8 protein-coding genes are annotated in these 14,727 nt (G+C 32.9%); 7 read left to right on the forward strand and 1 reads right to left on the reverse strand.

All coding sequences use genetic code 11. From position 1 onward, the window contains the following. Positions 1-155 precede the first annotated feature (155 nt). The 3 genes from O6P34_RS05670 (at position 156) to O6P34_RS05680 (ending at position 2,047) form a co-directional block, all read left to right on the forward strand. The gene (locus tag O6P34_RS05670; RefSeq protein WP_269686356.1) at positions 156-458 is read left to right on the forward strand and encodes a helix-turn-helix domain-containing protein; all 303 of its coding nucleotides are present in this window, start codon (positions 156-158) and stop codon (positions 456-458) included. A gap of 94 nt (positions 459-552) precedes the next feature. After that, positions 553-1,404: a transcriptional regulator gene (locus O6P34_RS05675; protein ID WP_269686357.1), complete on the forward strand. Its 852-nt coding sequence runs from the start codon at positions 553-555 to the stop codon at positions 1,402-1,404. Next, on the forward strand, positions 1,388-2,047 hold the full coding sequence (locus O6P34_RS05680; protein WP_269686358.1) for a P-loop NTPase family protein: 660 nt from the start codon (positions 1,388-1,390) through the stop codon (positions 2,045-2,047). Before O6P34_RS05675 ends, O6P34_RS05680 begins: the two co-directional genes overlap by 17 nt. A 196-nt stretch (positions 2,048-2,243) precedes the next feature. Here the strand turns inward: O6P34_RS05680 and O6P34_RS05685 are convergent, their stop codons facing one another. After that, positions 2,244-2,930: a hypothetical protein gene (locus tag O6P34_RS05685; protein ID WP_269686359.1), complete on the reverse strand. Its 687-nt coding sequence runs from the start codon at positions 2,928-2,930 to the stop codon at positions 2,244-2,246. 309 nt (positions 2,931-3,239) lie between these two features. Here O6P34_RS05685 and O6P34_RS05690 point away from each other — a divergent pair, with 309 nt between their 5' ends. The 4 genes from O6P34_RS05690 (at position 3,240) to O6P34_RS05705 (ending at position 14,648) form a co-directional block, all read left to right on the forward strand. After that, a complete protein-coding gene (locus O6P34_RS05690; RefSeq protein WP_269686360.1) occupies positions 3,240-6,158 on the forward strand; it encodes a TonB-dependent receptor in 2,919 nt (972 codons plus the stop codon). 21 nt (positions 6,159-6,179) lie between these two features. Then, positions 6,180-7,406 (forward strand): glycoside hydrolase family 1 protein, encoded by a 1,227-nt coding sequence (locus O6P34_RS05695; protein ID WP_269686361.1) that lies wholly within the window; start codon positions 6,180-6,182, stop codon positions 7,404-7,406. Between the two features lie 588 nt (positions 7,407-7,994). Next, positions 7,995-12,938, forward strand: coding sequence for a T9SS type A sorting domain-containing protein (locus O6P34_RS05700; RefSeq protein WP_269686362.1), 4,944 nt, complete (start codon positions 7,995-7,997; stop codon positions 12,936-12,938). 459 nt (positions 12,939-13,397) lie between these two features. Continuing rightward, positions 13,398-14,648 carry a DegT/DnrJ/EryC1/StrS family aminotransferase gene (locus tag O6P34_RS05705; RefSeq protein ID WP_269686363.1) on the forward strand — a complete coding sequence of 417 codons (1,251 nt, stop codon included), beginning with the start codon at positions 13,398-13,400 and terminating at the stop codon, positions 14,646-14,648. Positions 14,649-14,727 lie beyond the last annotated feature (79 nt).

The raw sequence follows: 14,727 nt of genomic DNA on the forward strand, positions 1-14,727 counted from the left end.
AAAAATGGGTTTTTTACAAAACCATTTTTTTTTGCCCAAAAACAAAGGGTTTACACGGTTTTGATAGAAAAATAATTCCCAGCTGGGAACACCTTGGAAGTTTATTCCAATCATTTGATATTATTTTGTCCATGTAATCAAAACAAAATAAAACAATGAAAGTAAATCCCAAAAAACTGTTTCCGGAAGTAGATAATATTGAACTACTCAGCCACCAACCCATCACCAAAAGAGACCTGCTTAACTTTAGTAATTTGATCCTGGATGAAATCAAAGAAATGGTAGGCGCACAAGACAAACCGGCACAATGGCTCAAATCTTCCGAAGTACGAAAACTACTCAAAATCTCCCCAGGCACATTGCAAAATCTACGCATCAATGGCACCCTAAACTTCACCCGTATTGGCAGCATCATTTACTACAAATACGAAGACATTCTAAAAGTACTCACCCCCTAAATCAAATAATGTCATCTCTAGCGCAGCCGAGAGATACCATTAACATTTCACAACTCACGCTTCACCATTCACGACTCACTTTTCACTAAAAAAAATGAACTACATCAAACACCTTACTGGTTTTTTCGAAAAAGTCTCAACTGATTTTGAACTAAACCCAACACACATAAGTCTGTACATGGCAATTTTTCAGTTCTGGAACCTCAACCGTTTTCAGAATCCAATAAGCATTACCCGGGATGAAGTCATGCGAATCAGTAAAATTTGTTCTAAGGCAACATATCACAAATGCATGAGAGAAATGCACAACAAAGGATACTTAAAATATGAGCCTTCATACAACCCTTTTCGGGGAAGTATGGTGCATTTAATTAACTATTCAGAAGACTTAAAACCACCTCAAAAAAAAGACCGAAAAAAGACAATAAACAAACAAGTTATTGAACAAGTAGGCATGCAGGCTAATAATCAGGCTAATGAACAAGCGGTAAACAAGCATCAAACTAGTAATGGGACAGGCACTGAACAAGCGCTGGTATCTTCTATAAACAATATAAACATTACAAACAAATCAAACATTTTAAACTTGGAGCAAGCACAAAATTTAAAAACTAAAAATGAAGAATTTTTCGAAGAAAAAGAAAAAAAGAAAAAAAAGTTGCGCGAAAAAAAAGAACCTTTTTTGAAGGAAAAAATCCCTCCCGAATGGCAAGAAGTCACAACATTTTTCAAAGAGAAAAATGCAACCGAAATCGAAGCCGAAAAATTCTTCAACCATTTTCAAAGTAACGGTTGGCTCGTGGGAGGAAAATCCAAAATGAAAGACTGGAAAGCAGCAGCAAGAAACTGGATCATGAACCAGAACAAATTCCAGCCAAAATCAAACCTACCCCAGCCGAACCATTTACAAATTTCAAATAATAAAAATTATGCCGAACCATTGTAAATTAATCACCGATACTTTCGAAATTCAAAACAATCAGAAAATCTATGATTTCAACAAATGCCTAGAATTTATCGAATACCAGGGAACAGCACATTATGGATCATCCTTTCAAATAAATATCCTGGACATCCCAATAATTTATAAATTGATAATCTACATGATCAAAGACAATAAAGCGGCTTTAAAAGAACAAATTGACCTCAGCAAAGGTATTTTGTTATCAGGCCCAATTGGATGCGGAAAAACCTCTATAATGAGCCTTATTAAGCCTTTTACAAGTCCTTTGTCAGAGTATAAAATAAAAACCTGTCGAGAACTATCGTTTGAATTTGCTAAAAAGGGGTTTGAAACCATCAACTATTATACGCTAAAGCAAGCAAATCAATCCAAATTAACGGGCTATTGCTTTGATGATTTAGGTGCCGAACAACAAATCAAACACTTCGGTAACGATTGTAATGTAATGGCTGAGGTATTGTTGGGTCGGTACGAGCAGTTTGTAGAAAATAAATGTATCACGCACATCACCTCTAATCTTTCAGCCTCCGAAATCGAAAGGATTTACGGTAACCGGATTCGTTCTAGGATGAGGTCAATGTTCAATCTTGTTGCCTTTGATAAGGAGGCAAAGGATAAACGTTAAAAGCAATTTTTCTAATTGTACACCCATTAAATAAAGGACCAAAGTTTAGCTTTAATCACTATGCAGTCAAACTATAGTTTAACAAAAAAACTAATATTCTACTATTTTATATCGAAGAAGCAAAAAAATAAAAAAAACAGAATGAAATTTTTTAACAAGTACTTAAATCTGTCCACTTACTTTATGCCGAGATTTACTATTTACTTTTGTCCAAAGCAAAAGACAAACCAAAAATACCACAAACCATATGACCGTTTGAGTTATTACTCACTGCTGAGTGCTTACCGTTCCAAGTTAAATTTTGTCCATAGTTACTAAATGAGCTAAAGTCGAAAAACAAAGATGTTTTTTTTGAAATCATTATCATTGGCGTGATACCTAGAACAATTCCACCATAATTATCTCCGTTACTAACTTTTGGATTGTAATTTGAAGAGATTGGTTGCAAAATAGCAAGATGTAAGCCAGCATGAAACAGTAAGTTAAATCTAGAAAAATCTTTTTTCGATTTAATAAGACCATTGACGTTAAATACTCCTTGTACAGAAGTCCTAAATTGAGCTACTTCAAAAGGATTACTGCGATCGACTTTGTTATTTGAGAATCGGTCAAAGGCAAGATCCATCTTTAGACCCATAATTTTAGAAAAATCATACCTAGCTCCAACAGTATAAGCATTTAATTTAAAATCATTAAACAATTGATTATTAGTATTAGTAAAATAACCATCTGTATAAGGTCGGGTACCATAGCTAATTCCTGTTCCTATTTCAATTGACCATTTATTTGTGTGGGCTTTTACGAGTGTTGAATCTATTTTGTCTTGAGAAAAAACAGTATTTAGTACAAATAATAATAAGATAATAAGTTTGTTATTTTTCATAAAAAAAAGATATCGATTGAAACTATTTCGCAAATGTATTTAATTAATTTCTTAATAAAAAAAGTACACCGTACATATAACAATTTCAAAACATTCTGAAAAATTTCGGTTAGTTTTTTACGTTTTTTCAAGAATTTTAAATTAATAATAAGCTTTTTTTTAAATTTAAATATCTTTAAATCAATTAGTTATTGTGTTTTTTCGTTGGTCTGATTACTATGAAATTATAAATCATAAATTGTTAATTTTTAGTTAACCTTCATTCTGGGTTTTTGCATTTATTTTGCGATTATAATTAAAAATTCAAACATGAAGTTTTTTTACACCCTAATTATTTCAATGATTTCCTATTGTTTTTTTGGACAGAATGGTACTATAAGTGGATCGGTTTTAGATGATTCTAATGGAAGAACTTTACCGGGAGTGAGTGTTGTTATCAAAGATTTAAAATTAAGTGCTTCTACAGACTCTGAAGGAAAATTTATTTTTAGAAATGTTACTCCTGGAAATTATGATGTTGAACTTTCTTATATAGGATATAAGTTAAAAATTATTTCGGAGGTAATTATTTCGGCGAATGAAATTACTTATTTAAATACAACTATTACAGAAAGTAAAAACGAACTTAACGAGGTTGTTATTACTAAAACAAGAGCTAAAACAGAATCCGTAAAATCACTATTGGTGATGCAGAAAAATAGTGTTAGTGTATCAGATGGTATTTCTGCAGAAACTATTAAAAGAACACCAGACAAAACTACTTCGGATGTTTTGAAGAGGATAAGTGGAGCCAGTATACAAGATAACAAATTTGTTATTATTAGAGGTCTTAATGATAGATATAATGCGGCATTCTTGAACGGTGCTCCTTTACCAAGTTCAGAACCAGACAGAAAAGCATTTTCTTTTGATGTATTTCCTTCTAATATGTTGGATAATTTAATTATTACTAAAACGGCATCTCCAGATTTGCCGGGAGATTTTGCTGGTGGAGTTATTCAAATTAATACAAAAGCAGTACCTGATAAAAATTTTCAAAGTCTTTCTATAGGAACGGGTTACAATACTATAACTACTTTTAAAGATAAAAAAAATTATGAAGGCGGTAAAACAGATTGGTTAGGAATTGATGACGGTACAAGAGCTATGGCATCAACGATTCCTAGTATGGAGGATTTTAATGCTTTAACTCCCCAAGAAAAAGCAAGAGTAGCTCAAACTTTTGAGACAGATTGGAAGATTAATGATGAAAAGTTTTTGCCTAATTTGAATTTTCAATACACGATAGGGCATCATTTTGATTTTGATGAAAAAGTATTAGGAATGTTATTTTCGATTTCTAATAATCAAACCTTTAATTATACGCAAACCACTAGGAATGATTGGGATAATCCAGACCCAAATGTTCCTTCTGTATTGACTGCAAAATTTTCTGATGAAAATTACTCTCAGCAAATGTTAACATCAACATTAGCAAATTTTTCATTTAAGTTTAATGATAATCATGCTGTAACTTTTAAAAATATTTTTAGTATCAATTCAACCGATTTGGTTGTAGATAGATATGGACAAAAAGATGTCAATGATACAAGGTACTTAAGTGCTAACGTTAGGTGGTTCACTAGCAATAAAATTTATTCAGGACAATTAAATGGAGAGCATTATTTTTCTAAACCTAAAATTAAATTGAATTGGACTGGATTTTATAGCAATATAAATAGATCTATTCCAAACTTAAGAAGAAATATTTACTCTATTACAGACCCAAGCAGTTCTGTTTCTAGTGAAACAATTCCTGTTGCGGAGATTGCTAATGGTAATGGAGGTGCGGATTATGGTGGAGGAATGTTTTTTTCTGAAAATAAAGAATCTATTTCTGGAAGTAAATTTGATCTAGCAAAGAAATTTAATATTGGGGAAGAATTGATAAATGAAATAAAAATAGGAGGTTTTTATCAAAGGAGAGATAGAGATTTTTTTGCTCGTCAATTGCAATATAATACCTATACATTAGGAGGTAATTTTAATTATTCTTTATTAGAACTTCCTGATGCCACTATTTTTAATCAAGCTAACATGGGCGTTATTTCTCCGTCCGGAGTAACACCTGTCGTAAACGGATTTACATTATATGATGCTTCAAAGTATACAGATGCTTATCAAGCTGGTTCCGATTTGAGTGCCGCATATTTGATGCTAGATAATAGATATAAGAGTTTTCGATTGGTCTGGGGAGTTAGGGTAGAGGATTATAATCAGACTCTATATTTTAAAGATAACAATGGTAATGCTACTAATGCAAATAACAAGCAAAAAGATTTTTTACCTTCTGCTAATTTGATTTACTCTATTGATAAAAAACAAAATCTTAGATTAAGCTATTCTAAAACATTGAACCGACCAGAATTTAGGGAATTGGCTCCGTTTGGTTTTTATGATTTTACGAGTCAATTTTTTACTCAGGGTGATTCTTTGAGAATTGCAAAAATACAAAATATAGATTTTAGATATGAACTGTATCCGGGAAAAGGACAAGTACTTTCATTCTCCTACTTCAATAAAAAATTTAAAAATCCAATAGAAATTATTCAAGGTGTAAACAATAAAACTATTACGTATAAAAATGCATCAAGTGCTAAAAATAGCGGAATAGAGCTTGAATTTAGGTTTTTATTGAGTTCAATTTTTAAATCTGAAAACACAACTGTTTTCGATGATATTACTATGTTCTCGAATGTTGCAATCATAAAATCAGAAGCAGATGTTTCTAATATTGCTTCTGGAAACACAGAAAAATCAAGACCCTTACAAGGACAATCGCCCTACATTTTTAATGCGGGACTACAATATTTAAATGTAGAAAATGGCTGGGCTTTATCTACAAATATCAATAGAGCGGGAAATAGGATTGCTTATGCATCCAGTGAAATAAAACCAGCAATATGGGAAAAAGGAAGAACATTTTTAGACGTTCAAATTGCAAAATCGTTTTTGAAAAACAAATTAGAATTAAAGTTTAACATACAAAATATATTAGCTCAGGATTTGATTTTTTATCAAAATAATTATAGAAACAGTGTTGATTATGGTTCGCTCGAAACATTAGCTAATCAAGTCTTTACAGGAGATTATCATTATGAGGATGGTTATAATGCTGCAGATGATGATGTTATTTGGAAAACTATATTTGGAAGAAGTTTTTCATTATCGGCTACTTACAATTTTTAATTGTTCATGAATTAAATGATTTTGAATAATTTAAATAAGGATGCATTACTTCGTACCTATGATTTTGGCGACAATTTTCTTTGGGGTATGTCATCCAGTGAACATTTATCACCTAAAAGTAGAGATGAAACTTTTTTTTTAAATTCGAAACATCAATTTTCAACCATTGATGTTTCTTTTTTTAAGACGGAATTAGATAAATACAAACAAGATATTGATTTAATAAAACAATTAGGTATTCCTAATTTTAAGTTTTCTCTATCTTGGTCCAAAATACTTCCCGATGGAACAGGTAAAATAAGTACTGAGGCTATTAATTTTTATCATGATGTACTCGATATTTGTATAGAGAATAAAATAGAACCTTTTGTAACGCTGTATGATTCTTGTTTACCCTCAGTATTAGAGGAAAAAGGTGGATGGTCTAATCGTGAAATCTTATCTTGGTTTGAGAACTATGTTGCTATTTGTGTTAATTCGTTCAAAGAAAAAGTTTCCTATTGGATTGTTTTAAACGATCCATCCTTTTTTACCGGAGCTGGTCATTTTTTAGGAATTGATTCTTTAGGAAAGAAAGGGGCTAATAAATTTTTACCCGCTTTACATCATGCCGTACTTTGTCAATCTATTGGTTTTAGGATAATAAAACAAATAAAAATCAATGCTCAAGTGGGGACTTTTTTTTCATGTCATTATATTATTTCAAATACATATAATGATAAAGACATAAAAGCTACTGAGCGAATAGATGCATTGTTGAATAGAACTTTTATTGAGCCTTTATTAGGGTTAGGATATCCAACACAAGTCTTACCTTTTTTGAAAAATGTTTCTAAATATAGTAGCATTGGTGATGATGATTTGATTAAAGTAGATTTTGATTTTATAGGGTTGCAAAATTGTACAAGAGAAATAGCATCCCACGATTCATTAGTTCCTTATTTGAATGCTAAACTTATAAAAAATGATAAAATTAGAGTTAAAAAAACACATTTAAATTATCATATTTACCATGAGCTAATTTACCTTATTATTAAAAAATATAGTAAATATGAGTGTGTAAAAAAAATATTTATAGTTGAAAATATTGCGCACCCCCTAGAAGAAATTGATTTTGATATTACTATTGGTTTACAAAAAGCAAATGGGATACAGTCTTTTTTAAGTCAAATGTTAAATGCAAAACAAAGTGGAGGCAAAGTCAACGGTTATTTTGTTTCAATGCTAAAAGAATTTAAACCTGATTAGCATAAGTCCATTTATTCTTTTAGAAGCGATTGATTATATTTCGTTCCTTAAATCGCCTATGGGTTAATTACTACTTGATTTGCATTGAATTGCGAAATAAAACTTCCAATAACCTAAACTTTTACGGCAAAGAACCTAAAATTTTACGCTACTGTACTTAAAATATTAGGTCTTTGTTGTATTTTTTTACGTATTTGTACTTATTTAAAAATTTAAAATAATAAAAATTGTTGGTTGAGCATTACTATTTTAAATCTTTGATGCGCCAATAAGTATTAGGTTAAAATTTTAAAAAAAGGGATACAGGTCATATCGTGTTGAAAATTTGAAATTAAGCGTATTGATGTTGTCAAGCAAAATAATAGTTGTGTCTCGTTTTTAGTAGTTTAGCGTGTGGACTAGTATTCTATTTTACGATTTTTTAGATAAATATATAGAGATTTAATTTTGGTTTTAAATAAGTTCTTAACGATTTGTTAAATTTAGTAACAATCAATTTGCTTAAATGTTTTATTTATTTAATTTTTAGTTGGCATTCAGTTTTGTACTTAAATATAGATTTGTCCTGTTTAACAAAAAACAGAAAAAATGAAAAAAAACTATTTAATCGCAATTTTGTTCCTTATCGTGAATATGGTAAGTGCTCAAATTGAACAAACTTCGTACAGAGGTGCTTTTGCTCCAGCCCCCACAGCAATGTGGACAGATAGTTGGACAAATTATGATCCGCAGAATACCGTTTATGGGGCTGCAACAGTAACTGTTAGTGCTGATATAACGGCTAACACCACATGGACCACTGGTAAAGTCTATTCTTTGTCAGGTCTTATTAATGTTAGAAACAATGCTGTTTTAACGATTCAACCAGGTGTTATCGTTAGAGGTGCCGGTGCGGGTGCTGCTTTAGTTATTACTAAGGGAGCTAAAATTAATGCTGTTGGTACTGCTGCTAGTCCGATTGTATTTACTTCAAATAATGCACCTGGCTCTAGAAGTAAAGGGGATTGGGGAGGAATTATCCTTTTAGGTAAAGGGGCTTTCAACTTAAATAACGGTGTAAATAATATCGAAGGTCTTACGGCTTCTGTTTATACAGAATACGGTGGAGGTTTGACTCCGGATAATGCGGATAGTTCGGGTACTTTAAAATATGTTCGTATCGAATTTGGTGGATATGTGTATGCTCCAAACAGTGAAATCAATGGTTTGACTATGGGTGCTGTTGGTAGTGGTACTACCATAGACTACGTTCAAGTGTCTTTTGCTAACGATGATGCTTTTGAGTGGTTTGGTGGATCAGTAAATTGTAAACACTTGGTTTCTTACAGAAACTTGGATGACGATTTTGATACTGATAATGGATATAGTGGATCAGTTCAATATGCTTTGGCTATTAGAGATCCACAGATTGCTGATGCTCCTGCAGTTTCAACTTCAGAAGGTTTTGAATCTGATAACAATGCTGCTGGTTCTACTGTGACTCCTGCTACAAGTGCTATTTTTACTAACTGTACTTTAATAGGGCCATCCTACCGTGTTACTTTAACTAATGGTGGAACTTTAGCTTCTGGTTACAAGAAAACTGCTCGTATCAGAAGAGCTTCTCAATTGAAAATTTTCAACTCTTTGTTTATGGACTTTCAAGAAGGTCTTCACATTGATGGTGTAGCTGCTGAAAATAATGCAGTTGCTGGAACATTGAAATTCAAAAACAACATTCAAGCCGGGATATTGACTAAATCTATACAAGTAACATCTCCGGGTACAATTACAGCAGGTGTTAATCCTGCGTTTAACATGACTAACTGGTATACTGCTAATGGTAATTCAACTGTTGCTTCAAACTCAGGTTTGTTGACAGCTGCTTATGATTCTGACGCTACTACTTATACAGGACTAGATTATAGACCAGCATCAGGATCAATTGTTGAGACAGGTTCTGATTTTACTGATAGTGCTTTTGCAGGAAAATTAGTAGCTACTCCGGTATTAGCAGAAGCTATTGAATTTACTTCTTACAGAGGTGCTTTTGCTCCAGCTCCTACAGCAATGTGGACAAACAACTGGACAAACTATGATCCACAAAATACGGTTTACTCTTCAACAGGAATTACTGTAAGTGGAGATATCACTGCAAACACTACTTGGACTACAGGTAACACTTACCTTTTACAAGGTTTAACTTATGTTAAAAACGGTGCTACTTTAACAATTCAACCAGGGGTTACTATTAGAGGTGCTGGTGCTGGTTCAGCTTTAATCATCACTAAAGGATCTAAAATCAATGCTGTTGGTACTGCTACAAGTCCAATTGTATTTACTTCAAACAACGCAGCAGGTTCAAGACAAAAAGGAGACTGGGGAGGAATTATCCTTTTGGGTAAAGGTTCTTTTAACTTGAATAATGGTATAAATAATGTTGAAGGGATTACTGCTTCTGCAGATACAGAATATGGTGGAGGTTTAACTCCAGATGATACTGACAACTCAGGAACATTGAAATATGTTAGAATTGAATTTGGTGGATATGTTTATGCTCCAAACAGTGAAATCAATGGTTTGACTATGGGTGCTGTAGGTAGTGGAACTACTATCGATTATGTTCAAGTATCTTTCGCTAACGATGATGCTTTCGAATGGTTTGGTGGTGCAGTAAACTGTAAACACTTAGTTTCTTACAGAAACTTAGATGACGATTTTGATACAGACAACGGATATAGCGGTAAAGTTCAATATGCTTTAGCTATTAGAGATCCACAAATTTCAGATAACCCAACTGTTTCTACTTCAGAAGGTTTTGAGTCTGATAACAATGCTACAGGTACTGCTGCTACTCCATATACAAGTGCTATTTTTACCAACTGTACTTTGATAGGACCATCTTACAGAGTTTCTTTACCTAATGGTGGAACTTTAGCTACTGGTTTCAAAAGAGGTGCTAGAATTAGAAGAGCTTCTAAATTGAGTATCTATAACTCAATCTTTATGGATTTCCAAGAAGGTCTTCATATTGATGGTTTGGCTACTGAGACTAATGCTTTGAATGATGAATTGAAATTCAAAAACAACATTTTAGCTGGTATTGTTACTACTGCAAAAACTTTACAAGTAAATGCTTCTGGTAATAACGCTTCATTTAATATCGCAACTTGGTATGCTGCTAATGGAAACACTACTCAAGCTGCAAGCGCAGGTTTGTTGACATTGCCTTACAATACTTCTGATGCTACTGTTTACACAGGATTAGATTATAGACCAGCAACTGGTTCTCCAGCACTTTCAAATTCAAACTTTACTGGTTTGGTTGCTAAAGTAGCTCCAATTGTTGTGACTCCACTTAACATCTGTAAAGGAACTACTGCTACTGCTTTAACTGCTACTTTAAATGGTGGTGTGTCTTTGAAATGGTATTCTACTGCAACTATTGCTACAGTTTTAACTGCTGCTCCAGTACCTGCTACTACAACAGCACCTTCTACAAAATCTTATTTTGTATCACAAGTGTATGCTGATGGAACAGAAGGACCAAGAGCTGAAATTGTTGTTAATATAAATCCTATATTGGCTACTCCAGGTACAATCACTGGTATTGCTGCTCAAGGAGCTTTAGTAGGAACTACAACTACTGCAACTTATTCTATCTCAGAAGTTGTTGATGCTGTTTCTTATCTTTGGACTGCACCATTAGGAGTTAATATCGTTTCTGGTCAAGGTTCTAATACTATTACAGTTAATTTTAAAAATGTTCCTGCTGGTGCTGGTGCTATTGGTAACCTTGCTGTAGCTGCTGTAAATGCTGCAGGTTGTAATAGTCTTGCTAAAACTTTAGCACTTACAAAAGTTTTACCTGCTGCACCTACTACTGTAAAAATGACTGATGCTTTATTGCCGTTGCCTATTACAGGAATACCTAATGCAGTAACTTCATTTGCTAAATACATGGGTACATCTACTGTGTTGACACTAACAGCGGCTCCAGTTGCTACTGCAACTTCTTATGTTTGGGAATTGCCTACAGGTGTTACTCTTTTATCGGGAGCTACTACAACATCAGGAGTTACCTCTGGTACTTCAAATGTAATCACTATTGATTTCGCTGGTGTAACTAAGGAAAATACTTTTAATTATTCTACAACAGCTACTGTTCCAGTATCAACCAATGTATTACGAATTGGTGTAAAAGCTAAAAATGGAACAGGTTCTTCTGTAACTGCTAATGCAACTGCTGTTAACCCTACTACCACATCTACAGCTAAATTGTTAACATTAACAGCTGTTTTACCTGCTGCTCCTGCTGCAATAAAAGTAACTAATGATGCAGTTAGTACTACTACAGCGGTAACTGTTATCAGTAAATTTATTGGTACAAATACGGTATTCACATTGACAGCTACTCCTTCTGTATTAGCTACTTCTTACGCATGGGAATTGCCAACAGGCGTTACTCAATTATCTGGCGGTACTTCAAATGTAATTACTGTTAATTTTGCGGATGTTGCTGCTGGTACAACTTCTTTATACTTAGGTGTAAAAGCGGTAAATGGTATTGGATCTTCTGTAATAAGTACAAATGGTACATTAGTTCCTTCAACTTCATCTACAGCTAAATTGTTGAAATTAACTGCAACTGTTCCTGCCGCTGTAGCTACAGTTGTGGGACAAATTGCTGGTGTATGTGGTAGCAGTTCTTATGATTACACAATTACTCCTTCTCTTTTAGCTAATTCTTATGTTATTACTGCCCCAACAGGTTCAGTAGTTACTTCAGCTAACAATGCATCTAATACTTCTAATGTATTAGCAACTTCTGACTTGACATTTACAGTTACTTACCCTTCTGGGTTTACCGTAACAACTGCTACTGTTACTGCTCAAAAATCTATTGTTATTGCAGCTGTAAACGGAGTAGGTACTAGTCTTACAAATAAAACAGTTGCTTTAACTACGGCTATGCCTGCAATAGGGGTTGCTACAGGATCTGCTGGTATTACATCATTTACTAGATGTGCTACTCAAACATTCTCAGTTCCTGCGGTTGTCGGAGCTACAGATTATGTTTGGACTGTTGTTGATGGTGCGGTAATTGTTTCTGGTCAAGGAACAAACTCTGTTGAAATTGATTTCGCTGCAGTTTCTGCCTTGAAAACGACTAACAAATTAACAGTTGTTGCTAAAAACACTTGTGGTATTTCTAGTGCTGTTAAATCAATTACTTTATCTAGTACTGCTTGTCCTGCTCCTGCAAGATTAGCTGCTCCTGAAGTTGTTGCAGTAAGTGCTACAGAGGTTTATCCAAATCCTACATCAGGAAATTTCAATATTGATATAACAGCTTCAAAAGTTGGTGTTGTTGAAATGGCCATATATTCATTTGAAGGTCAAATGGTAGTAAGCCCTAAAACAGTACAATTGCAAGAAGGACTAAATACAATTAACGAAGATATTTCTTCTTTGAAAAATGGTATTTATTTTGTTCAAATTGCAAATTCTACTACTAATGAAGTGATCGTTAAAAAAGTGATCAAACAATAATTCTAGGTTTTATTTTAAGGCCGTCATTTATGGCGGCCTTTTTATTTTATTTTTCGCAATTGTAATTGTGATTCTTTTTAAATTTAAAAGGGTTTAAATACAATATGAAGAATGAATAGCAGTATTCTAAATACATATATTGCTCTTGATGTAAAAGCATCTTACGCAAATAGGAAAAGTAGAGATTATATGTTTCTATTTGCTTGAGAAATTTTTATTAATTATGTAAATCAGGTTTGGAACACTAAGTTAATTCATTTTTAATTATAAGAAGAAGTGTTCATTTGAATTCTTTTTTTAACAGTTATAAAGTATAAAATAAAAAAATCTGTCTTGCAAAAGTTGGAAATAAATTAACTCTAAATGAATGAATAGAATTCAAAAAACCGAGCACAAACGAATTGTAGATTTTATTCACTCTAGTAACATGAAAATTTTTTTAAATACCATAATTTTTACATGTTGAAAAACAATACTAAAATATATTTGTCTTCACCTCATATGCGGGGCACTGAAAAGAAGTATGTTAATGAAGCTTTTGATTCAAATTGGATAGCTCCTTTGGGTAAAAACGTAGATTATTTTGAAAGTGATCTTAAAACATACTTGAATAGAAATGTTTTTGTTACTGCCTTATCTTCCGGAACTGCAGCAATTCATTTGGGCTTAATACTCTTAGGTGTCAAAGCAGATGATGAAGTCATCTGTCAATCATTAACATTTACCGCCTCAGCTAATCCAATTTTATATTTGCAAGCTACTCCTATATTCGTAGATAGCGAACTAGATACATGGAATCTCTGTCCAATCGCTTTAGAAGCTGCAATAATTGACAGGATTAAATTAGGCAAAAAACCCAAAGCTATAATAACGGTGCATTTGTATGGGAATCCTTATAAAATTGATGCTGTTCGAGCAATTGCAGACCGTTTTCAAATACCCATTCTTGAAGATGCTGCCGAAGCTTTAGGAAGTACTTTTAAAGGGCAAAAATGCGGAACTTTTGGTGATTTAAGTGTTTTATCCTTCAATGGAAATAAAATTATTACCACATCTGGCGGTGGAGCACTTGTTAGTTATTCTGAAAATATTAAGGCAAAAGCAATTTTTTTAGCAACACAATCTAAAGATAATGCTATTCATTATGAACACTCCGAAATTGGATACAATTACAGATTGAGTAATATATGTGCTTCTATTGGTCGCGGCCAAATGGAAGTTCTAGATGAGCATGTATCCTTGCGGAGAGGAATGCATCAATTTTACAAAAAACTATTTCACAATGTTCCAGGTGTTAGTGTTTTTGATGTGCCAAATAGAGATTATTTTTCAAATCATTGGTTGACTGTAATAACAATTGATCCAGAAGAAAGTTCTGGGGTAGATTGTACTATATTGCGTTTAGCATTTGAAGCAGAGAATATTGAGTCGAGATTGATTTGGAAACCATTGCATCTTCAACCATTATATGAAAAATTTCCATATTATGGAACTACTATTGCCGAAGGTTTATTTGGCAAAGGACTTTGTCTGCCGTCAGGGTCAAACTTAACTCAAAGTGAAAAAATGAGAATCCAAAATGTGATTCAACGTACTTTTAAAATAAAAAAAGCCTTACCTATTGAAGTTGCAGTTTCACGAAAAAACAGACTGCTAAATTATAATTTGGTAATGAAATTTTTTCTTGAAAATATTTTTAAAACAACATAATTAACTGTAAATTAATTATGTGTTAGTTCATAAAATGGGACTGGCATCAGCGAAGCTTTATATAAAGATTGATGAAAAA

The sequence above is a fragment of the Flavobacterium lacustre genome (genome assembly GCF_027474525.2).
Taxonomy (GTDB): Bacteria; Bacteroidota; Bacteroidia; order Flavobacteriales; family Flavobacteriaceae; genus Flavobacterium; species Flavobacterium lacustre.

Bases quoted from the DNA above. Each gene is read 5' to 3' on its own strand.
- O6P34_RS05670 (WP_269686356.1), top strand. From the start codon at position 156: ATGAAAGTAAATCCCAAAAAACTGTTTCCGGAAGTAGATAATATTGAA.
- O6P34_RS05675 (WP_269686357.1), top strand. From the start codon at position 553: ATGAACTACATCAAACACCTTACTGGTTTTTTCGAAAAAGTCTCAACT.
- O6P34_RS05680 (WP_269686358.1), top strand. From the start codon at position 1,388: ATGCCGAACCATTGTAAATTAATCACCGATACTTTCGAAATTCAAAAC.
- O6P34_RS05685 (WP_269686359.1), bottom strand. From the start codon at position 2,930: ATGAAAAATAACAAACTTATTATCTTATTATTATTTGTACTAAATACT.
- O6P34_RS05690 (WP_269686360.1), top strand. From the start codon at position 3,240: ATGAAGTTTTTTTACACCCTAATTATTTCAATGATTTCCTATTGTTTT.
- O6P34_RS05700 (WP_269686362.1), top strand. From the start codon at position 7,995: ATGAAAAAAAACTATTTAATCGCAATTTTGTTCCTTATCGTGAATATG.
- O6P34_RS05705 (WP_269686363.1), top strand. From the start codon at position 13,398: ATGTTGAAAAACAATACTAAAATATATTTGTCTTCACCTCATATGCGG.